Annotated in this window: 25 protein-coding genes and 1 tRNA gene; 6 read left to right on the top strand and 20 right to left on the bottom strand. The window is 34.9% G+C overall.

What is annotated here, in order from left to right:
• Nucleotides 1-104: 104 nt before the first annotated feature.
• The 5 genes from FD33_RS07270 to FD33_RS07255 all read right to left on the bottom strand — a co-directional run bounded on the left by FD33_RS07270 (nucleotide 105) and on the right by FD33_RS07255 (nucleotide 3701).
• The gene (locus tag FD33_RS07270; protein ID WP_025084850.1) at nucleotides 105-758 is read right to left on the bottom strand and encodes a YczE/YyaS/YitT family protein; all 654 of its coding nucleotides are present in this window, start codon (nucleotides 756-758) and stop codon (nucleotides 105-107) included.
• 121 nt (nucleotides 759-879) lie between these two features.
• Nucleotides 880-2343, bottom strand: a complete 1464-nt coding sequence (locus FD33_RS07265) for a multicopper oxidase family protein (RefSeq protein WP_025084851.1) — start codon at nucleotides 2341-2343, stop codon at nucleotides 880-882.
• A 14-nt stretch (nucleotides 2344-2357) separates the two neighbouring features.
• Complete coding sequence (locus tag FD33_RS12795) at nucleotides 2358-2528, bottom strand: nitroreductase family protein (protein ID WP_170206964.1); 171 nt, start codon at nucleotides 2526-2528, stop codon at nucleotides 2358-2360.
• An 85-nt stretch (nucleotides 2529-2613) separates the two neighbouring features.
• Nucleotides 2614-3243, bottom strand: a complete 630-nt coding sequence (locus FD33_RS07260; RefSeq protein WP_025084852.1) for a DUF421 domain-containing protein — start codon at nucleotides 3241-3243, stop codon at nucleotides 2614-2616.
• A gap of 8 nt (nucleotides 3244-3251) precedes the next feature.
• Nucleotides 3252-3701 carry a DUF3290 domain-containing protein gene (locus FD33_RS07255; protein ID WP_025084853.1) on the bottom strand — a complete coding sequence of 150 codons (450 nt, stop codon included), beginning with the start codon at nucleotides 3699-3701 and terminating at the stop codon, nucleotides 3252-3254.
• 161 nt (nucleotides 3702-3862) lie between these two features.
• Here FD33_RS07255 and FD33_RS07250 point away from each other — a divergent pair, with 161 nt between their 5' ends.
• Nucleotides 3863-4285, top strand: coding sequence for a transcriptional regulator (locus FD33_RS07250; RefSeq protein ID WP_025084854.1), 423 nt, complete (start codon nucleotides 3863-3865; stop codon nucleotides 4283-4285).
• Nucleotides 4286-4555: 270 nt separating this feature from the next.
• On the opposite strand, the gene FD33_RS07245 is transcribed toward FD33_RS07250, so the two are convergent.
• From FD33_RS07245 to FD33_RS07225, 5 genes are all read right to left on the bottom strand, one after another.
• Nucleotides 4556-5077, bottom strand: coding sequence for an acyl-CoA thioesterase (locus tag FD33_RS07245; RefSeq protein WP_025084855.1), 522 nt, complete (start codon nucleotides 5075-5077; stop codon nucleotides 4556-4558).
• A 58-nt stretch (nucleotides 5078-5135) separates the two neighbouring features.
• Nucleotides 5136-5411, bottom strand: coding sequence for a TfoX/Sxy family protein (locus FD33_RS07240; RefSeq protein WP_034543938.1), 276 nt, complete (start codon nucleotides 5409-5411; stop codon nucleotides 5136-5138).
• A 29-nt stretch (nucleotides 5412-5440) separates the two neighbouring features.
• A tRNA-Arg gene (locus FD33_RS07235) sits at nucleotides 5441-5514 on the bottom strand.
• Nucleotides 5515-5744: 230 nt separating this feature from the next.
• Complete coding sequence (locus tag FD33_RS07230; protein WP_025084857.1) at nucleotides 5745-6950, bottom strand: DEAD/DEAH box helicase; 1206 nt, start codon at nucleotides 6948-6950, stop codon at nucleotides 5745-5747.
• A gap of 1 nt (nucleotide 6951) precedes the next feature.
• Nucleotides 6952-7950 (bottom strand): Gfo/Idh/MocA family protein, encoded by a 999-nt coding sequence (locus FD33_RS07225; RefSeq protein ID WP_025084858.1) that lies wholly within the window; start codon nucleotides 7948-7950, stop codon nucleotides 6952-6954.
• A 121-nt stretch (nucleotides 7951-8071) separates the two neighbouring features.
• Between FD33_RS07225 and FD33_RS07220 the strand changes: the two genes are divergently transcribed.
• From FD33_RS07220 to FD33_RS07200, 5 genes are all read left to right on the top strand, one after another.
• Nucleotides 8072-9412: an APC family permease gene (locus FD33_RS07220; RefSeq protein ID WP_025084859.1), complete on the top strand. Its 1341-nt coding sequence runs from the start codon at nucleotides 8072-8074 to the stop codon at nucleotides 9410-9412.
• A 67-nt stretch (nucleotides 9413-9479) separates the two neighbouring features.
• Nucleotides 9480-10691 carry a PTS transporter subunit EIIC gene (locus FD33_RS07215; RefSeq protein WP_227005269.1) on the top strand — a complete coding sequence of 404 codons (1212 nt, stop codon included), beginning with the start codon at nucleotides 9480-9482 and terminating at the stop codon, nucleotides 10689-10691.
• A 112-nt stretch (nucleotides 10692-10803) separates the two neighbouring features.
• Nucleotides 10804-11691 carry an alpha/beta hydrolase gene (locus FD33_RS07210; RefSeq protein ID WP_025084860.1) on the top strand — a complete coding sequence of 296 codons (888 nt, stop codon included), beginning with the start codon at nucleotides 10804-10806 and terminating at the stop codon, nucleotides 11689-11691.
• Nucleotides 11692-11852: 161 nt separating this feature from the next.
• A complete protein-coding gene (locus FD33_RS07205) occupies nucleotides 11853-13073 on the top strand; it encodes a GHKL domain-containing protein (protein ID WP_159102810.1) in 1221 nt (406 codons plus the stop codon).
• Nucleotides 13074-13820, top strand: a complete 747-nt coding sequence (locus tag FD33_RS07200) for a response regulator transcription factor (protein ID WP_056955870.1) — start codon at nucleotides 13074-13076, stop codon at nucleotides 13818-13820. It abuts the gene before it with no gap.
• A 76-nt stretch (nucleotides 13821-13896) separates the two neighbouring features.
• On the opposite strand, the gene FD33_RS07195 is transcribed toward FD33_RS07200, so the two are convergent.
• The 10 genes from FD33_RS07195 to pcrA form a co-directional block, all read right to left on the bottom strand.
• Nucleotides 13897-14121 carry a helix-turn-helix domain-containing protein gene (locus tag FD33_RS07195; protein ID WP_025084862.1) on the bottom strand — a complete coding sequence of 75 codons (225 nt, stop codon included), beginning with the start codon at nucleotides 14119-14121 and terminating at the stop codon, nucleotides 13897-13899.
• Between the two features lie 97 nt (nucleotides 14122-14218).
• Nucleotides 14219-14404, bottom strand: a complete 186-nt coding sequence (locus FD33_RS07190; RefSeq protein WP_025084863.1) for a hypothetical protein — start codon at nucleotides 14402-14404, stop codon at nucleotides 14219-14221.
• 183 nt (nucleotides 14405-14587) lie between these two features.
• A complete protein-coding gene (rlmD, locus tag FD33_RS07185) occupies nucleotides 14588-15946 on the bottom strand; it encodes a 23S rRNA (uracil(1939)-C(5))-methyltransferase RlmD (RefSeq protein WP_025084864.1) in 1359 nt (452 codons plus the stop codon).
• A 59-nt stretch (nucleotides 15947-16005) separates the two neighbouring features.
• Nucleotides 16006-17016: a diacylglycerol kinase gene (locus tag FD33_RS07180; protein ID WP_025084865.1), complete on the bottom strand. Its 1011-nt coding sequence runs from the start codon at nucleotides 17014-17016 to the stop codon at nucleotides 16006-16008.
• 12 nt (nucleotides 17017-17028) lie between these two features.
• The gene (gene gatB, locus FD33_RS07175) at nucleotides 17029-18459 is read right to left on the bottom strand and encodes an Asp-tRNA(Asn)/Glu-tRNA(Gln) amidotransferase subunit GatB (RefSeq protein ID WP_025084866.1); all 1431 of its coding nucleotides are present in this window, start codon (nucleotides 18457-18459) and stop codon (nucleotides 17029-17031) included.
• The gene (gatA, locus tag FD33_RS07170) at nucleotides 18459-19916 is read right to left on the bottom strand and encodes an Asp-tRNA(Asn)/Glu-tRNA(Gln) amidotransferase subunit GatA (protein ID WP_025084867.1); all 1458 of its coding nucleotides are present in this window, start codon (nucleotides 19914-19916) and stop codon (nucleotides 18459-18461) included. The genes gatB and gatA overlap by 1 nt, the downstream gene beginning before the upstream one ends.
• The gene (gene gatC / locus FD33_RS07165) at nucleotides 19916-20215 is read right to left on the bottom strand and encodes an Asp-tRNA(Asn)/Glu-tRNA(Gln) amidotransferase subunit GatC (protein WP_025084868.1); all 300 of its coding nucleotides are present in this window, start codon (nucleotides 20213-20215) and stop codon (nucleotides 19916-19918) included. Before gatC ends, gatA begins: the two co-directional genes overlap by 1 nt.
• Nucleotides 20216-20228: 13 nt before the next feature.
• Nucleotides 20229-21362, bottom strand: a complete 1134-nt coding sequence (locus tag FD33_RS07160) for a CamS family sex pheromone protein (protein WP_025084869.1) — start codon at nucleotides 21360-21362, stop codon at nucleotides 20229-20231.
• Nucleotides 21363-21372: 10 nt separating this feature from the next.
• Entirely contained in the window at nucleotides 21373-23391 is a 2019-nt protein-coding gene (gene ligA, locus FD33_RS07155) for an NAD-dependent DNA ligase LigA (RefSeq protein WP_025084870.1), read from the bottom strand.
• A 14-nt stretch (nucleotides 23392-23405) separates the two neighbouring features.
• Complete coding sequence (pcrA, locus tag FD33_RS07150) at nucleotides 23406-25625, bottom strand: DNA helicase PcrA (RefSeq protein WP_034543950.1); 2220 nt, start codon at nucleotides 25623-25625, stop codon at nucleotides 23406-23408.
• Nucleotides 25626-25762 lie beyond the last annotated feature (137 nt).

Below are 25762 nucleotides of genomic sequence, written 5' to 3'. Positions count from 1 at the left end.
GGTGTTTTTATTTTGTCATTTTTCTAAAGTGGCTAACTTGATTATAAAATTCGCCTCTTTTTTTAATAACTTATATTATTTTTAAAATATCATTTTTATAACAATTAAAATGAGTAATGATGCTTCAACGAAGGAACAACTATTTTATCCGATATTCCAATAATTATACCTTGGCAGAACATCGCCAAAATAGTTCCAATACCAACTGACAAGATATGTCCTGTCAATATGAAACAAATTATCATGATGATCACTGGCGGTGTATAGCTAACTAACTGTCCCCATCCGGCTGAACCATGTAAATATTTGAATCTCAATAGATAGGCCATTTCATCATTAGGATGTTGTATTAAATTACATCTTTGATAAATTGAAGTTCCCATTGAAACAAAAATCAAACCTAATAAATCAACCAAGAAACGTGAATATATAGGAAGATAATTTAAATTGAGTGGATTTAAAATGTCACTGAAAAAACCAACTAAATAGCTAAATGGTAATGAGAACAGTAAATTAGAAACAAAGATATGACCATCAAATTTTCCTAATAACAGTTGATTAACAATCGTTACAATAACAGCATAGATAAACAACGTTGTTCCATAACTAGTATGTAGTAACGTCGAAATATTGACTGCTGAGGCCGTCCACACGGCACTTCCCATATTACTGTCAATCATTAGTGCATTAGCAAAAGCATCCAATACAATTGCAAAAATTAGGAATCCTAACCGCTTCTTAAAACTATTATCTTCCAATCTCATATCCCCCAAAATAAAAATAGACAATGCCAACTTTGTAATTGGTATTGTCTATTTACTTACAGCCTAATTACTAAGAATTAGTTTAAATTAGACTGAAAACGTTGTCAATGAGACTTTATTTATTCTTTGGGTGATTCATTTCATCCATACTTAATAAATGATACTTATGTTCATGATTAGGATCATAAGCCTCAATCTGTGCCATCATACCCGTATCCTCATGTTCTAGAATATGGCAGTGATACATGTAAACACCAAACTTAGTAAATTGAACAGCAATTCTGACTGTTTCACCAGCATTAACACCCACAGTATCTTTCCAACCATGTTCATTAGGATATGGTTCTTTGCCATTACGACTAATAACAAGGAATTGACAACCATGCATATGGAATGGATGAATCATTCCACCATCCATATCATTGGTATTTACAACATCCCAGAGGACAGTGTCACCAATCTTTTGACGACGGTCGATTCTTTGCATATCAAAGAGTTTACCATCAAGTCTAACTTGATCGTCCATTCCTGACATAACTGTACGAGTAACAGGTAGTCCAGGTGTTACTTCTGGAGCATCGATTGTTGTTAGATGTTCTGGAAGCTTTACATCATCTGGAACATATTGACCAATTTTGAATTTCATAATTGGCATATCATCACTCATTAGAGTAACTACGTCACCCGGCTTCTTATCACCAAAGTCCAAAATAACTTCAGCACGTTCAGCACAAGTTAACATTAACTTAGTCAATCTAACTGGTTCTGGTAAAGTACCACCATCTGAAGCAATTTGAGTAAACCCATGATCATCATCAAAATGAAGACGCCATTCACGACGATCAGAACCATTCAAGATTCTTAAACGAACTCGTTGAGTCGTTACATCAAAGACACCATTGATCGTACCATTGACCAAAGCATATTTACCCAAAGTACCATCAATATCATAATCCTTCTTATAATCTAATTGATTGTCATGATAACTTCTATCTTGCAAAATAATTGGAATATCATCAACACCATAATTGCGTGGGAAAGGCAATTTAGCTTCTTCATCATCAGTTACTACGACCGCTGCAGCTAAACCGTTCCAAACTTGACGAGCTGTATTTGGACATGGATGTGGATGAATCCAATCAGTTTGAGCAGGTTGATCCAAAGTGAAGTCAATATCACGACTGCCGCCTGGATAAACCGGAGCATGTGGACCACCATCAACGATAGGTCCAGTAACATTTAGTCCATGCCAATGGAAAGTAGTAACTTCTGGTAATTTGTTAACAAGATGCACATGATAGTGAACACCTTGCTTTAAAACGATTGTTTGACCTAATAATGAAGCGTTATAGCCCCATGTCTTAGTTTTAGCACCAGGTAAAATCTGTGTTTCACCTTCTTGTGCTGTAATCGTGTAATAAACATCATTTCCTTCTACCTTGTCTGGCTTCAAAGCAGCAGGAATATTCAATGGATGATCAGGCATATCCACTTTTTCTAATGGAACATAACCTCCATCGTGTAAATCAAATACTGGTTCATCAAAGAAATAATTATTGTAAACTTTTGTTTCTGACATTTATAATCGCCACCCTATTTAGTTTTTGATTGAAACGTACAAACACAATTTACTAAAGCCTCAACAAACATACCGATAGCCATCATATACATAGCTATCATGTTCTTATCAGCAAAGACAAAATACAATAAAATTGCATAAAAAATTAGCATGATCAATGAGAAAGCCTTAGAACCACTTGCCATATTTATCACCACCAAATGTTATTACACTTTCATTCTAATACAGTTGTCTTCACATTAAAACGAAATTTTGGCTAACCTAAAAAAATTAATATCTATATATAACTAGTTCACCATTAATATAATTAGCCATATAAACTTCTGACACACTCAGATGGCGTTTTTGTAATTCTTCTTCAACCCAAGCTTCATCCTTACCCGATGTTGATAACTCTTCCATATCGATCTTGCCATCCAAAATCAATGGATATTTAAAACTATCTTCATCCTTTAAAATAATCGTTAACTGTCCATTACGTTCAAAGACAGCACGTTTAACATTTCTAACATCCAAAACTCCTGCCTGACGCAATTTAAAAGATAGGTCATTAGCTGACAAACCATTTTTCAAAGCCAAATTAACATCAATATGACCATTTTTCACAATTATCTGTGGAGTACCTTCGATAACCTTCTTAAAGAAGTTATTGTGATTAGTCAAAAATTTAGCAACAAAGACTACCAATGTCCAGATCAACAAGACCAAAGTGAATTGTAGAATCGTAATACTGGAATTGTAAATCATACCACCAACAATTCCACCAAGGACATAGTTTTGAAGTTGATCAATTGCACTTGTCGGAGCAATATTCCCTCGTCCAAACAGATTGATCTGCAAGACCATGAATAAAAAACCTATAATAAATTTTAAAGTCAAATCACCGTATTGTAATACCATTATGCCACCTATTTTTTTATCAATTGTATTTTTTGTGAGCTAATTATATTGGCCTTTGAAAGTGTATAACTACTCAAATTATTATCGAAACTAACCCGATAAATATCCTTGCCCGCTTTAATCAACATTCCTTCTGTCAAACTAGAACTATTGGAATACAGTTTATTCTTCGAAACTTTTTTATCTTTAGCAACAGATTGCATCAAGCCCAAAGTTTGATTAGTTTTATTATTGATATCCAACTGTTGTTCATAATTATTGTAATTAATACCAATAAACAAAAAAATTCCCAAGCCAAAGATAATCAACAAATCACGATATTTATTGTCAGATCGATTTTTAAAATACAAGTAACTAGTTATAAAAATAGCTGTTGCAAGTATTAGAACTCCTATAATGAATAAAAAATTCGGTTCATTGTTATGTTCCACTAAATATTGATACGAATAAAAACTCATTTATATCCCCTCAACTATTTTTTTATTTACGATTAGTATAGCAAAAAGCTGACATCGTGGATTTAACAAACGATCCCTCGATAAAAATTATTTTCTTGCGCAAGCAATTGATTTGTTCCATAATACATAAAAGTTAATATCTAACGTTAGGGGTGATAAATATGAATCATACTTCGAATCTATGTACTTGGTTAAACATGAAACATTTTGAAAATGACGTCCAAATGGAATTGGAAAAAGTATTAGCTAAATATGATTTGTCACCTGTTGAATTCAGCTTTTTGCACTACCTCTACGATCAATATGACTCCAAAGCTAGTTTGCTCGAAATTAAAGATTCACTCAAATTAAGTGCGGCGGCTGTCTCACGAATGGCTGTACGGTTAGAAAATAAGGATTGCAAACCAATCATTCGTTATCACAGTGACGATAATCAAAAAGAGGTTTGCCTAAAGATTACCAAATCCGGTATTGAACACTTTAAAGAAGCCTCTGAAGTGGTCAATAAATCACTGAACAAATCTTTCTCAAGTCAAGATTTTCAATCTCTGCGAGAGGAAATCCTAACTACGGAAACTAATTAAATCAATTATTTCTCGAATATAAAAAACGGCCTCTATTAAGAAATTCAAGTAAAGGATATATCTTGAATACTTAATGGAGACCGCTTTTTTGACTTAAAGTTTCTAGATTCGTAGATTAAAAATACTAGAACTAAAGGACTAGTCGATAGTAAAAAATTGTGTCCACCACGTTTCAGTAGCCCACAGATTTTTTTTGCGGACAACAACATATTTCAACTATATTAGTTCATATTTAGTTACAACCAAGTTTAAGAAAGAACCACGTAGATATTATTCTGCGTCTTTTTTTGTTTGCCATGGAAATTGCAAACTAATATTTTTATTAAATCCTTCTTGCCCCAATAATTTTTTGAAACGTTCACCCTGACGCTCATGGTAGTCACTGCAAACATATTCGGACTCTGCACTATCAGGAACAATTCTTGGCAAAAAAATATCTTCATCTGTTACGACAAAAGTAGAAAAACAAGTCAATCCCAAAAAGCGTTTTCCTGTTTTCAAATGTTCACCGATAATCTTTGTAAATACTTCAATTGAACTTCTACCTACCCCAGAAACATAAGATTCCGTACACATCGAATCCTGTAACCCAAATGGCAAAATAAAATTAACCTGATCAATCGATGCTGTGACCGTCTCAATTCGAGCTAGTCGTGAAGCCGAAATCGAAGAATTATCGTCAACAATCATTAAAGTTTTACCACCGAATACAGTTCCGTGTTCATTTAAATCAGATGAAAATACACGATGATTGCTAATAGATAAAGTATCGCTACATTTAATTTCTTTCATAATTTAACCTCTTTATAATAATAAAAAGCTCACATCTAATTCACTAGACATGAGTAATTTAACTATTTTTTCTAAAAAAATTTAAAAGTTCTGTTTTCCTTTCAGAAGGCAACTTCGTATAAGAAACACCTTGAATGGCGCCTTCCAAAGAATACAACATTTGAATACAATAGAATCTATCTGGTGCCTTTAAAGACTTTAATTTCAAAAAAGTTTGTTGACTTCCCAACTTCTTCAAAGTAGCCGCATCAGTTACATCAATTTTAGACAATTGTTCATTTAAAACCTTACCAATATTGGGTAAATCTGTTAATCGTTCGATTACTAAATTCATCTCCAATATTTTTCATATACTCAAAACAATGATCCCTCCCGGGATCGAACCGGGGACCTACTGCTTAGGAGGCAGTTGCTCTATCCAACTGGGCCAAGGGACCAAATCTTAATTAACCAATAAAACGTCTATAAGAAAATTATATCTCACATGCATAATTATTCAATACTGGAAAATGATAAATAGAACCGTTTACCCGTTCAAAAAAAGCAGTCCCTATTAAGTACTCAAGACATATACTATGTACTTGAATTTCTTAATAGAGACTGCTCTTATTTAATTATTTAAATTTTACAATACCTAACTCCATAACAACCAAGCTTGCAAAAAAGCTTATTTATTATTATGACGCTTACCTTTATTTTTTTGATCACGTAACCGTTTCTTAGTCTTAGGTTTATCCTTATGACCAACCACAGTCTTTTTACGAGCAACAGGTTTATTAGAGAGTGTGCCATCACTCTTGAGGTAAGCCTTATTTATTTCAACATTAGTAAATTCACGCATGTTCTTCAAATCATGACTATTACCAAAAGTAAGCACAATACCGCTCTTACCCATTCTACCGGTTCTACCAGAACGATGAACATATTCATTTTCATCCCTAGGAACCATATAATTAACAATCGTTGTGATATTGTCAATATCCATTCCACGAGCAGCCACATCAGTTGTTAACAACAAATTAACTTTTTTAGTAGAAAAGAGTTGAATCGCTGATTTACGTTGTTGTGATGACATTTTACTATCTAAAGATACAAAATTAGTTTTGTTATGATTCAAATCACTGATAGCTTTATGTAACGAACGAGAGTTATTGAAAAAAACTATTCCCAAGAATTTCTTGTTATGAGCCAACTCACGAACTAATGCATTTTTGATAAATTCACTATTAGCATCAATAAAGTAATGCTTAATCCCTGCTGTATAGGTAGTATCATTACGTTGATCTATAATATCGAAATCTTGTCCAAACCATTTATGCATATCTTTAAAGATTTCATTACCAGTAGCTGAGAAGAAAGTCATTTGAACATCAGCTGGCATTTGCGCAATTGTTTGACGGACCGTTTCCAATTTTGATTCGTTCAACATTTCATCGGCTTCATCCACAATAACAGTGTTTAACTTGCCTAATTTCACCTTACGAGCCTGTGTTAATTCATTTAATCGTCCTAGGGTAGCAACGATAATCTCTGGCTTTTCTTTCAACTTTTTCAACTGACGTTGGGGATTAGCGCCACCAGTAATTGCCTGTACTTTACAGTCTACTAATTTAGCTAGCGGTTGAATAACATCTCTAACTTGCATTGCCAGTTCCTGAGAAGGTTCTAAAATCAACACTTGCAATCCATCTTTTGGTACTAAGGTTTCTAACATTGGCATTACAAAGCCCAAGGTTTTACCGGAACCAGTTGGTGCCATGGCAACAAAGTCTTTGCCCTCTTTGAAAGGTAGATAGACGGCCTCTTGAATCTTAGTTAATGCACTAAATTGATTTTGTTTAAAATAATCTTGATATAATTTTGGTATTTCCACTTTACTTATCCTCATCTGCTCCAAAAACAAGTCCTGCACTTGTCCGGGCTTGTTCTAGAATTCTATTTACAATTCTAGCGTACTTCAAGAGATTTTCATAAGTTTCTTGATCATTTTCAGTCATAATTCGTGCAAATTCTTTTGCCTCAGAGTCCATTGGGTTCTCACTCTTAACAGTTGGAATAGTTGTTATATTCTTATTATCATCGGCTAATTGAACATGAGTAATGTCACCACCACTGTCCATCAATAAAGTTTTTTTATCAAAATATATTTCTGAATCAGTGTATGAATTCTTAGTTTTACCGATCAAGATATTAACATCAAACTTAGGATACTTTAATGTCAAACTTCCGCTTCCATCTATACCTGATGAAAGTATTTCAGCAACATACTTTACAGAATCAGGTTGTCCAAATAGTACAACGGCATCATAAACAGTGTAGACACCTAAATCATATAAAGCTCCACCTGAAAATTTAGGATTGAAGATGTTAGGCAAATTTCCAGCCTTAAAATCATCATAACGGCTAGAGTATTTCATATAAGAAAATGTAGCTCCACTCAATTCATCATAATTGTCTTCAACATAGTTTTGAATCTTTTTAAAGATAGGTTCGTGAATATGACGTGCAGCCTCAAATAAGAAAAGTCCTTTTTCATGTGCCAGATCATCTAAAATTGTGAATTCTCTAACAGTAGAAGTACTAGGTTTTTCTACAATAACATTTTTTCCATGTTCTAAAGCCATCTTGGCTTGTTGGAAATGTAAACCATTTGGAGAAGCAATATAAACAGTTTCAAAGTCATCACTACTAAAAAATTTTTCTAAATCCGTACTAATAGCAATATTCTTCTTTTGAAGATCCTCAATAAACTTATCTGCCTTAACTTCAGTTCTGGAATAGACATGTGTTAACGAAAAAGCTTTCGTCTCATCTGTCGCATTAACGAATTGTTCTGTAATCCAATTTGTTCCAATTATTCCTAAATTTATCATAAAATCACCTCGCCTTAATTTTACTTATATGTAAGCGCAATTACTACTAAAAAAGTACCTGAATTCTATCAATATGGTATATAATTGCAGTTTAAACCATTTGAGGGGGTAGTTTTGCTTTATGAACGAGAAAACAGATAAATTCAGTCTGAAGAGAGACCTTGGTTTCTTTCCAGCACTATCAACGGTAATGGGGCTCGTTATCGGTGGTGGAGTTTTCTTCAAGATCTCTAGTGTCACCGCAGCCACCGGAAGCGCTAGTTTAACCATTTTTGTCTGGTTGCTTGCTGGTTTTATCACTATCAACGCTGGATTGACAGTTGCTGAATTAGCCTCAGCTATTCCAGTTGCTGGCGGAATTTACAAATACATCGAATATATTTATGGAAAAGTTCCAGCTTTTCTACTTGCTTGGGCACAATCAGTTATCTATTATCCAGCAGGAATTTCCGCTCTATCAATCATTTTTGCCACACAAGTTATGAATTTGTGTAACATTTCTTCTACTTGGCAAATACCGATTGCCATTTCATTAGCCATCTTTCTTTATCTTGTTAATCTACTAGGAGCTAAAGTTGGTGCCACAATTCAAACAGTTGCTTTAATTGCTAAATTGATTCCCATCGCTTTAATTATTATCGTAGGTATTTTCACACCTTCAAGCAATTCCATTTCACTTTTTCCAATCACTTCCGGTAGTCATGCTAACTTTTGGTCTTCGCTGGGTGGCGGACTATTAGCAACTATGTTTGCCTTTGATGGTTGGATGAATGTTGGTAGTCTAGCTGGTGAAATGAAACGTCCTGAAAAGGATTTAGCTAAGTCAATCATCGTAGGACTATTCGCTATTACATTAATTTACGTTCTAATCAGCTTTGTGTTTATCAAAGAACTGCCATTCCATTTGATTCCCGGTAATCAAAATGCTGCTTCCGAATCTGCTATTCGTATCTTCGGTGAAGTTGGTGGAAAAATTGTTACCATTGGTATCCTTATTTCCGTCTTCGGATCAGTTAATGGCTATACAATGACCGGTGCACGCGTTCCTTATGTTCTAGGAACTGATGATGAAATCGTCTTTTCAAAATTCTTTGGTAAATTAACTAAGAATACACGTGTTCCAGCTAATGCCGGCTTAGTACAAACAGTTATTGCTATTGCCATGATCTTTATGGGTAGTTTCGATTACTTAACTGATATGTTAGTTTTCGTTATGTGGATTTTTTCAGTAATGATGTTCATTGGTGTCTTCATTTTAAGAAAGAAAGAACCTGAACTAACACGTCCTTATAAAATCAATTTTTATCCAATACCACCAATTATTGCCTTAGCTGGTGGAGCCTATATCATTATTTCCACTTTATTCCGTCAACCCGGTTTAGCTGCAATGGGAATTGGAATTACCTTACTAGGTTTACCAGTTTATTATATTCATTATTTCAATAAAAAGAGGTCGCTATGATGGCGGCTTTTTTTATTTGCGTTATACTTTTCCTGATATATATAACGGTCAATGCAGGTGTTTTCTTATGAAAATTCAATTCAATAATAAACTCGAAAAAAAATTAATTTTGGGAACTCTTAAGCTTCAAAAATTTTTTATCTACCGTGTAATCCAACGTACATTACTTTTGATCTTTCCCTTTGCCCTATTTGGAAGTTTTGTCAAAATAATTCAAACTGTCGTTATTGGTAAGGAAGGCTTTTTAACCGATGTCTTTCCTGACTTGAGTAACGACTTTATTTATCGGCAAATTGATAATATTACTACCGGTTTATACAACTTATCTTTAGGTTGGATCTCAGTGATTGCTATCTTCGGAGCTGCCAAATATACCGCCAAACATTTCAATCGTGATGATCAATTGGCCGGTATCACCGCTATGAGTGCTCTATTGATTATCGATTACAGTTATTCCAAAGTTCAAATATTTTCTTTTCATCCACAAATATTAGGCATGCACGGCTTACTTTTAGCCATTATTTTAGGAATATTCATCGGCTGGATTTTTAAAAAGACCAGTCGTCCCGTACCTGATTATGCCAAACTGGGCGGCGCATCAAGTGTTATCGAGCGTTCCTTTATTTCTGCTAAACCAATCGTTATTTCACTGCTAATTGCGATGCTCTTTAGTACTCTAATCAACGTCACCTACTATGCCGAAGCTCCTGGCAATTACATTAATGCGCTTGCTTCCGAGTACACCTCAAAAAGTCCTTTAGGTCAACTATTCAAAACTTTTATTTTTTCTATTTATACTTTGGTTATGTCATTCTTTGGTTGGTCCGGCACTTATTCATCTGCTGGCACTGAAAAAATGGACACTCTTTCAACCGTTAACTTAAACTATGCTTTAAATAAACACACCGCTTGGAATGCTCCCAATCCCTTTACTAGTTCGGCTCTCTATCATGCTTTCGCGACTTTCGGCGGAACTGGTGCTGTTCTAGGATTGATCATTGCTATTCTGATAGTTGCTAAAGATGAAGATTTTCAAACAGTCGCACGTTGGGCGATTATTCCCAGTCTTTTCAACATTAGTAGTGGTCTCATGACCGGAATACCAATACTTTTCAACATTATTTTTCTGATTCCTTTTATCTTGGCACCTATTGCTAATATGACCATGGCAGCTTTAGCAATTCAATTACATTTAATGCCCCCTAGCGTCTATCCTGTGCCGATTGGAACTCCGGGTCAATTGCCTTCATTGGGACAAATGGTAGCTGGCAGGCCTTAATATTCTCCATTTTAGCTATCATAATTTCCGTTTATATTTATATTCCCTTTGTCAAAATGGCCATTAAAGTTAAGGACTTTGATAATTTGAGTCTTGAAGAAGGTGCTAACTGATGCACACACGTACTTTAAGAAAAAATAAAAATTTCAAATACTTAATCGCTATGCTGCTATTCTTTATTATTTTAGGAATTCCATCTTACATTTGGACGCGAAAGAATGTTACAACTTTGGCCGGTCGTTACAATTCACCAATGACACCAATCATCATGATTCCTGGTAGTAGCGCTTCTGCCAACCGTTTCGATGATTTAGTTAAAACCATCAATAATAAGTATGGTGAACACCACAGTATCTTAAAATTAACCGTTCACACTGATGATTCAATTACATATAGCGGTAAAATTCGAGCTAATGACACACAGCCTTTCTTTGTTGTCGGTTTTCAAAATAACGAAGACGGCTATTCCAATATTAAGAAGCAGGCTCGTTGGTTCAATATTGCATTCAATGCTATTAAGAAACGCTATCGTTTCAACAGTTTCAATGCTTTAGGTCATTCCAATGGTGGACTAATTTGGACGATGTTCTTAGAGAACGATTTCAATGACTCTAACTTAAATATCAACCAACTATTAACCGTTGGAACACCCTATAACTTTGAAGAAAAAAACACCTCCAACCACACGCAAATGCTCAATGATCTAATTAAAAAACGGGATAAAATACCTAATAATATGACTTATTATTCCATCGCCGGGACTCAATTATATTCTGATGATGGCATCGTACCATTAGGAAGTGTTGATGCTGGTAAATATATTTATGAAAGTCAGGCAAAGCACTATACATTGATCACTTTAACCGGTAACAAAGCACAACACTCTGATATGATTGCTAGTAACCAATTTATTACCATCTTTCATCAATATATAATCGGTAACGGTGTCTACAATCCTAATTCACCCGATAGTAAACAAAGTGCCATTGCCTCGCAATAATTCTTGTATTAAGCCGTTTTTTTAAATACAATGAGTTTATGGTATATATAGACTGGCAACTTGAATGGATTGCAAACTTTTTTATGCTGTTCGCAATTTTACAATTAAAACATTATTTTATTAGAAAATTTTCACTCAGATTTTTTCTTGCCGATATAGCCTTGGCTTTAGTCTTTGGTTACATCGGTTTATTTTTTGATGAACTATTTGTACTCTTTTTTATTGGTGCCATTTTGATTTTTAATTGGTGCGTTAAAAAATATCGAGCCAATATGCAAAACTCAATTTCCTTGATCATGGCGGCCAATATTGAATTGGTTCTATTTAGTTTGGGAACCTACTCAGCTAGAATTCTCTTTTTCATTGCTTATAACCAATGGCGCTTAACTCTTTTGGAAACTTATCAAGAGTACTTTATTCCAATTTCTTTAGTCATCAACTTGCTCTATCTACTCATCGTTATCTTAGTTTTCGAACATTTTCGTTATCAAACCATTAAATTATGGCTTCAAATTGAAAAGTATCATCTAGGAAAACGTGTTTTAGTCTTATCACTGGGAATCTTTATTTCATTCATGGTTATTATGATCATTAGTGATCTCCAATCCGTGACGGCTACTATTCAAGCCAGCTTAATTCTAATTTTCTCCATCCTTTTGATCTTCGCTTACTATCAGTTGACCGTCTTCGTTCATGCGATTGCGATTCAAAATGAAGCTCGGGAAAAATTAACTTACAATAAACAACTAAATGAATATCTAACTAGTGTGCAACAACAGTACACTGAACTTCGAAAATTTAAACACGACTTTCAAAACATCATGTTAGCTATCAAGCCGATTATTGATCAAAGTGATTCTCAAGAATTGAAGGATTATTATCGCGATATCACTAAGGAAAAAAGCGAAATGTCCTTAGTCAGTCGAGGTAATATTTCTCAGGCTCAAGCTATCGACAACGATCTAATTCGTGGCCTAATCATTCAGAAATTCTTTATTGCTAAAAGTCGTCAAATCGATTTTCATCTAGAATTGAGTCAGGAGCATTATCAATTTAAAAATGAAGTTCTAATTATCATCCGTATTCTAGGTATTCTAATCGACAATGCATTTGAGTATGTTGAAGAGATTGCCGACAAAGAGGTTACTTGTGCTATTACCCAAACTGAAAATACTACTGAGATTACAATCGATAATCCATTAAATGAAAATATTAACCTGAAAGATATTTTCCAAAGTGGCTATTCGACCAAAAAAAATCATTCAGGCTTCGGTTTAGCCAATGTCAGAAAACTAATCAATGAATCTGACAATCTTTATTTAGAAACCAAAACTATCCATGGTCATCTTATGATGACACTAATTATTGTTGGAGGTAACTGAATGTATCCCATTTACTTACTAGAAGACAACGAACTACAACGAAATAAATACGCTGAATTCATTCACAATGGTATTTTAATTAACGACGCTAATATGTTTTTAGAAGTAGTTGCTGGAACTACCACTGATTTTCTCAATCAATATAATCCAAAAAAACAAGCACTTTACTTTTTAGATATGGAAATTTTGAATGATAAAATTGCCGGTTTAAAAATAGCCGAGAAAGTTCGTCAAAATTCTCCACTCTCACAGATAGTTTTCATAACAACTCATGACGAATTATCCTTAACGACATTAGAACGAAAAATTGCCCCAATGGATTACATTTTAAAAGATAATGGTCTGGAAAACATCAAACAGAGTATCACTGATGATATCCAGAAAACTCAACATGAATTGCGCGAGTATAATCATTTATCAAAAAACGTATTAGATTACAAAATCGGAAGTCGTTATTTTTCAATTTTAATGGATGATGTTATTATGCTTTACACTAACAAAGATGTACCTGGAAGAATTTTCATCATTACCAAATACCAATTAGCTGAATTCAATGGTTCATTAAATACTTTTGAAAAAGATTATCCTAATCTCTTTCGTTGCAATCGAGGATTCCTAGTCAACCTCGACAATACTATTAACTACGACAGCAAGACCAGAATATTATCCTTTATCGACGGTTCAACCTGTGAAGTTTCATTCAGAAAAAACAAAGAACTAATTAAATTAATGTCTAAAAACGATTAAAGCCTCCCATTCAGAGTATTTTACAAACTCTAAATGAGAGGCTTATTTAATTACTATTTAAATTTTTGAAACAGCTTTATCTGCCAACCAAAGTATCCAGACTAACACCGTAAACATCGGCAAATCGCATCATCATATAAATATCGGGAGTTCTAGTATTATGCTCATATTTGGATATGGTCGTAATATCTACATGCAACATTTTTGATACTTCACGTTCTGATAAATTACGTTGCTTACGACATTCTCTTAAATTATCACCTAAAAAAATTGTATTACGATCCAATATAAATTCTTCCATAATGTTCCCTCGATTCTTGATCATGAAGACATTATATTTCAGAAATAATAAGTGAAACATAAAATACTTATGAACGTAGCATTTTTACCGATTAACGTTAGTGAAAGATCCGAAGAACACCAAAAACAATGGCAAAAGCTCCAAAAAGCATACTAAAAATTACCGCAATCAATGAAAATATCATTGGTGTTGACTGTTTTTTCATATTATCAAAATACTGCTTAGAAACTATTAACTGCCAAATGCCTAAAGCTATGGCACCGATACCGATTATATAATTCATCTTATCATCCCTAATTCAAGAATTTCCTCAGTCAAATATTACACGAGTTTTATCTTTTTATGAATAAATTTGCTGATTAAATATGATTGCAAAAAAGGTGTTCATATTAACCGTTTAAGTTCGATTGATATGGACACCTTTTAAAAAAATTATCTCAAACAAGAATTGAGAATATGGAACATTCTACTTCTTTGTCAAAGCAACAACACTTTCAATGTGATTTGTCATTGGGAACATATCAACTGGTGTTACATCACCAATGTTATATGTATCACTTAACAATGATAGATCACGTGCTAGAGTTGCTGGATTACAACTGATATAAACGATCTTCTTTGGTTTGATATTCTTTAATGAGTCCATCAATGAATTTGCCAAACCTTTACGTGGAGGATCAACCATCAAGACATCAACTGACATCTTGTTTTTAGCCCACTCATCCAAAACATCCTCTGTCTTACCAACAACGAAGTCAGCATTTTCAATACCATTCAATTTAGCATTTTGATCGGCATCTTTAACGGCGTCCTCAATTACTTCAATACCAGTAACGTGTTTAGCTTTGTTAGCCAATGAAAGACCGATTGTACCAATACCTGAATAGGCATCAACTACTTCTTCTTTACCAGTCAATTCAGCTTTATCAATAGCTAATTGATAAAGGTTTTGTGTTTGAACTGGATTTACTTGGTAAAAAGATCTTGGCGAAATACGATATTTGTGTCCTAAGATCTTATCATCAATATATTTCTTACCAGCTAATAAGGTCATTTCTTGACCGAAAATAACGTTGGTATTTTTTGAATTAACATTCAAGTACAATGACTTAACTTCTGGATTATCCATGATTTCTTTAGCAATATCTTTGTAATGTGAAATATCACGAGTTCTTGAAACTAGAACTACCATCATTTCATTAGTAAAGTAAGCACGGCGAACCATGATTGTTCTAATTTGACCTTTTTGATTTTGTTCATCATAGCCACGAACCTTGTATTTACGAAGAATATCACGTACCTTGATGATTTCTTCATCAATCTTAGTATCTTGAATCAAGAAGTTTTCCATTGGTACTAGGTCATGTGAACGACGACGATAGAATCCAGTAGTCAACTTACCATTAACTTGACGAACAGGTACTTGAGCCTTGTTACGATAATTAAATGGTGATTCCATACCTAAAGTTGGATTAACTGTAATGTCTTTTAAGCCCATTTTACTGAAGTCAGTTACAACTTGATTACGTTTGAATTCAAGTTGCTTGTCGTACTTCAAATGGCTCAATGGAGCAATTCCTGTTTGTGCATAAACAGCATCAATATCATGAACACGATCAGGAGATTCCTTCACAACATTCAAAGTTCTCGCAAAGCCGAAATTCTTATTGATTCTAGTTATCACAGCATTAACTGTTTCACCAGGCAAAGCATTATCAACAAAAAGTGTAAAGTCATCAACCTTAGCAACACCCTTACCCTCATATGATAAGTCTTGAATATCTAAATCTAATTTTTGATTCTTTTTTAAGTTTGGTTTTTCCATTTTTCACCTATACATAGAAAAAAGAAGTGTTCAAAACTGATACACTCCCAATTTCTTTTTTATTTCTTATTTTTATTCTTATTGTCAAGATTTCGTTCTTCTTCGATAATCTTCTCGCCAGCATCTTTTTCACTAAGCGTTGGAGTATCACGTGCTTTAAGCGGAATTGAGTCAACATTAGCATAAATGTTCAAATGATTATGCAAATTGATAAATTCCATTGGTGCATCCCCACCGTACTCACCATCAAGGTTAACCATCAAGCGACTTTCATCATTTGCATGAACAGAAATTCGTTTAGTTTTAGTATAAATAACCTTAGGATTGTAAACGTGACGACCACCATTTAGGACTAAAGCAATTAAATGAACTAAATCTCTTAAATTAGTTTCTTTAACAATAATCAAAGAGAAAGTTCCATCACCAATAACTGAATTAGGGGCAATTTGTTCCATACCACCAATTGAATTAGTTAAACCAATTAGAAACATTGTGGCTTTGCCATCAAAAACACCATCGTCATATTCAATGTGCATGTCAACTGGACTAACTCGAGGTAACATTTCCGCACCCTTAACCAAGTAAGCCAAATAACCCAAAATAGATTTATAAGCTGATGGTACTTCATAGGTTAACTCAGTCATTGAGCCACCACCGGCAATATTAATAAAGTACTTCTTACCTGCTTGACCAATATCAACTGGTAATTTTTGACCCTTTAAAATAACCTTGGCAGCTTCGACAACATCATCTCGTGGAATCTTTAAGGCACGAGCATAATCATTAGTTGTTCCGGCAGGAATAATTGCCAATTCTGGACGTTGCTCTAAATCAGCAATACCATTAACAACTTCGTTAATAGTTCCATCACCACCGGCAGCAACGACTAAATCGAAACCTTCTTTTGCTACTCTTCTGGCCTCATTTTTGGCTGAGTTCTTTTTTGGTGTAGTTCGGTAAGCACTAGCCTCATAACCAGCTTTTTCAATAATATTCAAAATGTCCCCAACATTACTGTTCATGGTCTCATGACCTGAAGTTGGATTATAAATAAGTCTAGCACGACGCATATCTTTCCCTCACTAACGACTCTTTAACTCTTCCATCAATAGCTTATTAGCAACCTTTGGATTAGCTTGTCCATGTGTTTGTTTCATGATTTGTCCAATCAAGAAACCAACGGCACGATCTTTACCATTCTTAAAGTCATCGATTGATTGTTGGTTATTATCAAGAATTTCCAAAATCATTGGCTTCAATACGGCTGGATCAGATTCTTGGACAAGTCCCTTAGACTTAACCCATTCCTCAGGTTCAGTACCATTACTAATTGTTTCTTGGAAGACTTTCTTGGCAATCTTAGAAGAAATTGTACCATTTGAAATCAAATTAATCATCTTAGCCAAGTGTTCTGGTGTCAACTTAGTATCGAGCAAGCCGATTTTCTTATCATTCAAATATCCATTAACTTCACCCATTAACCAGTTAGAAACTAGTTTTGGATTAGCTTTATATGAAACAGCTTCATCAAAGAAATCTGACATTTCCTTAGTATCTGTAAGAACGCCTGCATCATATTCAGGAATACCTAATTCGTTGATATAACGCTCACGTCTCTTAGCAGCTGTTTCAGGTAAGTTAGCTTTGATCTCTGAAATCCACTCTGGTGAAATTTCAAAATCTGGTAGATCTGGTTCTGGGAAGTAACGATAATCATCAGCACCAGACTTAACACGCATTAAGAATGTTTCGCCAGTCTTTTCATCAAAACGTCTTGTTTCTTGATCAATATGTCCACCTTGCTTCAAAATAGCAGCTTGACGTTGCTCTTCATAGGCAAGACCTAACTTAACATGGTTAAATGAGTTCAAGTTTTTCAACTCAACCTTAGTACCATAATCCTTTGATCCTACAGGACGAATAGAGATATTAGTATCGACACGCATTGAACCTTCTTCCATCTTAACATCGGAAGCACCAGTAAATTGAACAATCTTACGTAGATTTTCAAGATATTGATAAGCTTCTTCTGGTGAATGCATATCAGGCTTTGAAACAATTTCAATCAAAGGTGTACCCTGACGGTTCAAATCAACATATGAATAACCGTTGTTACCGTGGGTATTCTTACCAGCATCTTCTTCAACGTGAAGTTCTTCAACACCGATCTTCTTCTTTTTACCATCAACTTCGATCTCAATGTAACCATCATGTCCTAATGGCTTATCTTGTTGTGTAATTTGGTAAGCTTTGGGATTATCTGGATAGAAATAGTTCTTACGATCAAAGTGAGTATGATGTTCAATTTCAGCATTTAGAGCTAAAGCTACCATGACACCTAAACGGTAACCATTTTTATTTACAGTTGGTAATGTTCCTGGAAAACCAAAGTCAATAACGTTGGTATTGATATTAGATTCAGCACCATAAGCAACTGGTGAAGGACTGTACATCTTGGACTTTGTCTTTAACTCAACGTGGACTTCTAGTCCGATAGTTGTTTCAAAATTCATTAGTCTTCCCCCTTGAGTGCAGTTGGTATTTTTTCATAGAATTTATTTTCTTCTTGCAATGCGTAAGCAGCATTGAAAACAGATTGTTCATCAAATGGACGACCAATAATTTGTAGACCAACAGGTAATCCGTCAGCAAGTCCTGCCGGAACAGAAGCAGCTGGAAGTCCAGCCAAGTTAGCAGGAATTGTTAAGATATCGTTCATGTACATTGCCAATGGGTCATCAACTTTTTCACCAATCTTGAAAGCAGGTGTCGTTGTTGAAGGTCCCATAATCAAATCATGGTCTTTAAGAACATCATTCATTTCATTAATGAAGAGTGTTCTAACTTCCGCAGCCTTTTTGAAGTAAGCATCATATGCACCAGCTGATAGAGCAAAAGTACCAAGCATGATACGACGTTTTACTTCATCGCCAAATCCTTCTGATCTTGATTTAACAAATAAGTCTTTGATATTTTTAACATCTTTAGCACGGAAACCATATCTGACACCATCATATCTTTGAAGATTAGATGAAGCTTCACTAGAAGCTAGAACATAGTAAACCTCAACAGCATGCTTCAATGAAGGTAGACTAACTTCGTCCACAGTAGCACCCATCTTCTTATATGCATCTAATGCCTTATTAACATTTTCTAGAACTTCTGGATGAGTACCTTCATGCCAAAATTCCTTAGGAACAGCAATTCTAACGCCGCTCATATCTTTACTTAAGTTTGCACGATAATCAGGAACTGGCTTTTCAGAACTTGTTGAATCATGTTCGTCATGACCAGCCATTGCTGAAAGAACAGTAGCTGAATCTTCAACACGTTTTGAAAGTACACCGACTTGATCCAAACTTGAAGCAAAGGCAATAACACCCCAACGTGATACACGACCATAAGTTGGTTTGATACCAAAGATACCGTTAAAGGCAGCAGGTTGTCTGATTGAACCACCAGTATCTGTACCTAAAGCAGCTACAACTTCGCCAGCAGCAACAGCAGCAGCAGAACCACCTGAAGAACCACCAGGAACACGACTTAGATCCCAAGGATTAACAGTAGTATCAAAATATGATGTTTCAGTAGATGAACCCATAGCAAACTCATCCAAGTTAGTCTTACCAATATCAACTGCGCCGGCAGCTTCTAGTCTTTCTAAGACTGTGGCACTGTAAACAGGCATAAAGTTGTATAAGATCTTACTTGCAGCAGTAGTCTTGATACCATTAGTTACGATATTATCCTTAAATGCAATTGGAATACCTGACAAAGGTCCTTTAATACCATCTTCGTCAATTTTTTTAGCAGCTTCAGGAGCTTTATCATTTACCGTAATAAATGTATTAAGTTTCTTTTCATTAGCATTAATTTTGTTAATTGCATCATTAGCTAATTCTTCAGCAGTTACATCTTTATTGACCAATTTGTCATGTAAAGAAGCAATTGTTTCTTTTTTGATGTCCACTATTCATCATCCTCCTTGTCAACAATTGTTGGAACTTTGATAAGGTTGTTATCAGTTTCCGGAACATTTTCAAGCATTTGTTCTCTAGTTTGAGTACGAATACCCTTATCTTCACGGAAGACAGTATTAGTGTCACCCATATTATATGTTGGTTCAACACCAGTTGTATCAACACTAGATAGCTTACTTTCCATGTTAACAATTTTGTCCAATTGACTAACAAAACTATCAACTTCACTATCTTCAAATTTCAAGTTAGCCAATGCGGCAACGTGCAAAATTTCATCTTTTGAAATCATAAGTTTCTCCTTTTTAATCTGCATTATAAACGTGTGAATTGAACTTACCATTAGTACGAGTAACAACAGCTTGTTGTGCATCAACTGTTTGAATATTAATATCTAAATCAGCTCCAGATGGTAAGTACTTCGAAGCACTTTGTTGCACAAATTGTGTAAAACTAGTAATTTGAGCTAAACCATCAAATTGAGTATTGATAGTTACATCCATCGACTTCAAATTAGTACCATCATAATGTGCTTGAGCTGTTACACCTGATAAGTTAGGGAAATAATCTTGAATGTTGTCTTTAAAATTGGTAAAGGCATCTGAATCACTACTATTAATAGCATTCTCACCATTAACAGTTGGTAACATTTGATTCTTATAACCTAACGTAGACCAATTACCTAAAGAACTACTCTTGCTTACAGCATATTGGAAATATGTTCCACCTACTAATGTATCCTCTGGAGCAACGGAATACAAACCAACAACGATCGGAATATTACCAACTTGTTTATTTGCTCTTAGACGTTTAACAACCTCTTGAGCAATACGTTGGCCTTGTTCCTTTTGTTGTTCAGTACTAATAGTTGTCTTGTAAGTAGCACCGTATTGCTTCTTTTGATAATAATCAACTTTGTTCATTGCAATACCGATCGACATTCCGGCCAGTTTATATTTGCCATCCTGTTTAGTAAGGTAATCTTCTTCCAACATTTGTTGGAAATACATTGGTGCACGTTTAGTCTCATCAGTTGAACCATTTGATGCAGGATTCAAACCAGATGAATTCTTTTTAGACTTTCTTGCCAACCAATTAGTTACTGTACTAGCGGATAATACTTGACCTTCTTGGAAAACATATGAATTAGTTGAAAATTGTTTCTTCGACAAACTCATCAAGCCACTTTCGAAACTTCTACTATTAAATTGATTAGAATTATCAGCAGCAGTAAGTCCTGAAATAGGGCTAGTTTTATATTTTCCACCACTTAACAAAACATCGTAACTACTTGAGTCAGATGAAGATGTTGTCTGAACTGTACTTTTACCTGTATCTCCACCACCTGATGACAAACTCGAATTTTGTAAGTTACCACAGGCAGATAAAAGTAGTGCACACATCAGCAATAACGATGTAGTTTTTAAGAATTTTTTCAAAACTGTTCTCCTACTCTTTGTCATTATCCAAATAATCGAATAATGTTGTTTCATCAATAATCTCTGTTCCCAATTTTTGAGCTTTGGCTAATTTACTGCCGGCTTTTTCACCCGCAATTAAAATATCGGTCTTCTTAGTAACTGAACTTGTAACATTAGCACCAAGATTCTCCAAAATCTCTGATAATTGTGAACGTTTATAATTTTTTAAGGTTCCGGTTATAACAATTATTTTATCAGTAAAATGACTATTTGTTTCATTAGAATTAGAACTACCGATAAAATTCATATTAACATTTACTGATTTTAGTTCATTTATCAACTTTTTAACATCATCATTTTCAAAATAAGTTGAAATACTATTAGCAATTATCTCACCCATAGTATTAACTTCAAGAATTTCTTCAGACGAAGCTTTCATTATACTATCTAAATCGCCAAAATGCTCAGATAAAATTCTTGCTGCCTTAGCACCAACATGACGAATACCTAAGCCAAATAGTAATCTTTCAACCGAATTAGCCTTGGAATTATCAATAGCCGTCAATAAGTTATTAATTGATTTTTCTTTGAAACCATCTAAAGTAGCTAGATCATCTGCAGTCAATTTATATAAATCAGCAACATCCTTGATTAATTCTTTCGTATATAACTGTTCCACAATCTTGGGACCTAAACCATCAATATTCATCGCATTTCTAGAAGCAAAATGTGTTAACTGTTCTTTAACTTGGGCTGGACACTTGGGATTAATGCAACGCAAGGCCACCTCATCTTCTAGATGAATCAACTCCGAACCACAATAAGGACAGTGGGTAGGAATTTCAGCAGGAACAGAATCCTTTGGTCGTTTGCTCAATACAACCTGCGAAACCTCAGGAATAATATCACCGGCTTTATGCAGTAAAACTGTATCACCGATACGAATATCCTTTTGACGAATCATATCTTCATTATGTAATGTCGCACGTGAAACAGTTGTCCCAGCAAGACTTACTGGATCCATTACCGCAGTTGGTGTCAAAACACCTGTCCGACCAATAGTCCAAGTAATATCGTGAACGATTGATTCAGCTTGTTCTGGTGGAAATTTATATGCAATTTCCCAACGGGGGACCTTAACAGTATTGCCTAGTTCACGTTGCAAAGCTAAATCGTTAACCTTTAAAACGACACCATCAATTCCGTAATCAAGATCATCTCTAATTTCACCATAATGTTCAATAAAATCTTTAACGCCCTTCAATCCGGTAGTAACTTGAGCTGTAGGGTTAACATTAAAACCTAATTCTTTCAATGTTTCTAGAGCCTGATGTTGTGTTGTAACTTCTAGACCGTCAAATGTAACAATCGTATACATAAATGTATCTAATTTTCTAGAAGCCGTAATCTTCGGATCCAACTGACGAAGACTACCAGCAGCGGCATTTCTTGGGTTAGCAAAAACTTGATGTCCCTGACTTTCACGTTCCTGATTCAAACGTAAAAATTCTTTTTTCGACATGAAACACTCACCACGAACTTCAAATGATAACGGGCGACTTAATTTTTGAGGAATATCTTTAATAGTCTTAACATTCTCCGTTACATTTTCACCAATCGTTCCATTGCCACGAGTTGAACCTTGAACCAAGATACCATTTTCATAAATTAATGAAAGAGATAAGCCATCAATTTTTAATTCAACATTATAATCTACTTCATGTCCAACATTTTTTTCAATTCGATCATTAAACTCTGCTAGTTCAGCTTCGGAAAAAACATCCCCCATCGAAAGCATTGGAATATCATGCGTTACCTTGTTAAAATCTGGTAAAGTTTGATCCCCAACTTGTTGCGAAGGTGAATCAGGAGTGATCAATTCGGGATACATTTTTTCTAATTCTAGCAAACGATTATAAAGCTTATCATAGACATTATCTTCAACTACAGGAGCATCTTTTGTGTAATAAGCATCACGCCAACTATTCAGTTGAGGACGAATTTCATCTAATTCTTGACTAGCTTGAGATTTAGTTATTTCAGCCATGCTCTCACCCCTTATTAATCAGTTACTTTTTTAATTGGTGCATATTCAGCTAATAGTCGCTTGATACCTTGACTATCAAAGGCTACATCTAATTCAGCATTTTTACCTTCACCGTTAACTTTAACAACTGTTCCTTGACCCCACTTCTTGTGTTCAACCTTGTCACCCACATTCCAACTCAATTTTTCAGCACCTTGAGCACCTTTGGCTTTCAAAGTTGGTGAGGTAAAGGTTGCTGCTGTGGCGGCACGATGACGACGTTGACGATAATTTGGTTTGCTACCACCAAGATTACCTGCATTAGGGTTAACTTGTTCCAGCGCATCCTCATTGATTTCTTCAACGAAACGAGATGTTGGATTGTTCTGTGTACGTCCATAAAGTGTACGACTATAAGCATTAGTTAAGTATAATCTCTTTTCAGCACGAGTGATACCAACGTATGCTAAACGACGTTCCTCTTCCAAGTCATCTTCTTTAAGAAGTGAACGACCGAGTGGGAAAATGCCTTCTTCTAGACCTACCAAGAAGACAACTGGAAATTCTAGTCCTTTAGCCGCATGCAAAGTCATTAATGTAACTTCAGTCTGTTCTTCCTCAATATCATCTTGATCACTGACCAATGATAATTCTGTCAAGAAAGTTGTCAAACGAGTTTCATCAACTTCAGGATCTGGTTCGTAAGCTTGATCAAATTGAGTTGTAACTGTTAGAAGTTCCTCAATATTTTCCACACGAGCCTGTGATTCCAAATTATTTTGTTGCTTCAAATCATCAACATAACCTGAATCTTCCAATAAATGATTCATCAAAATAGTCATTGACTCTGTTTCAGCTAACTTTGTTAAATCATCCATTACTTTAGCAAAATGGCCGATTGTCTTTCTAGGTTTAGCTGCTAATGGTGATAGTTCAATATTTTCGGCTGCTTCAAGTAGTGACCAACCATGTTCATCAGCATAATTTTGTAACTTTTCAATTGTACCAAGTCCAATACCACGCTTAGGACTGTTGATAACACGTTGAAAACTCATTGAATCATCATGATTAGCAATTAGACGTAAGTAAGCCAAAACATCTTTGATTTCCTTACGATCATAGAATTTATGCCCACCAATAATCTTATAAGGCATGTTGGCTTGCATAAGCTTCTCTTCAAAGGTACGTGATTGGGCATTAGTACGATAGAGTACTGCAAAATCACCATAATTAAAGCCTTGTAACAATAAACTCTTGATTTGGTCGACGACGTATAAAGCTTCATCTGACTCATTTTGACCACGGTAGAACTTAATCTTCTCACCGTCATTATTATCGGTCCACAATTCTTTAGGGTTACGGTTGGAATTATGGTTAATAACTTCATTAGCAGCCTTCAAAATGGTCTTTGTCGAACGATAATTTTGTTCCAATTTGATTGTTGTTGCTTCGGGATAATCCTTTTCAAAATTCATAATATTTTGAATATTAGCACCACGCCAACCATAAATACTCTGATCAGCATCACCAACAACACAAACATTACGATATTTGGCGCCCAATTGTTTGACCAACTTATATTGAGCTTCATTAGTATCTTGATATTCATCAACGTGAATGTATTGGAATTTTTCTTGATATTTTTCCAAAACATCAGGATTCTCATCAAATAATTGACTAGTTGTCATAATCAAATCATCAAAATCAAGTGAATTGTTACGATCCATAGCCTTAGCATAGGCATCATAAACACTAGCTACTGTTTGTTCATAAGGACTAGCAGCCACTTGTGCATATTGTTCTGGAGTCTGCAATTCATTCTTAGCATTACTAATCGTTCCCAAAAGAGCTCGGGGATCATAACGCTTAGGATCCAAGTTCATCTTAGTTAAGATTTGTTTCATCAAAGTTCTTTGTTCACTTGGGTCAGCAATCGTGAATGTCTTAGGCTTGCCCATCTTATCAATATCTCTTCTTAAAATTCTTACACAAAGAGAGTGGAAAGTTGAAACCCACACATCACTAGCAGATTCATCTAGTAATTTACCAATTCTTTCCTTCATTTCCTTGGCAGCCTTATTAGTAAAGGTAATAGCTAAAACGTGCCATGGCATAACATTTTTTTCTTCAATTAAGTAAGCCACACGGTGAGTTAAAACACGAGTTTTACCAGAGCCCGCACCCGCCATAATCAAAAGTGGTCCTTCAGTAGCCTTAACCGCATCCTGTTGTTCAGGGTTAAGACCTTTTAACATAGTATCGTCCAATTTATAAATCCCTCAAATCTTTGTGTAAAAAATTTAGTTTAACTTAAAATAGCTGTTTATATTGTAGCAAATTTTTGTGGTTAGAGCGAAAAACTACAGTCGAATTTAGAACGTATGTTTTTAAA

This window comes from Companilactobacillus paralimentarius DSM 13238 = JCM 10415 (assembly GCF_001434985.1).
Lineage (GTDB): Bacteria > Bacillota > Bacilli > Lactobacillales > Lactobacillaceae > Companilactobacillus > Companilactobacillus paralimentarius.
This window is presented reverse-complemented; position numbering and strand designations above follow the sequence as displayed.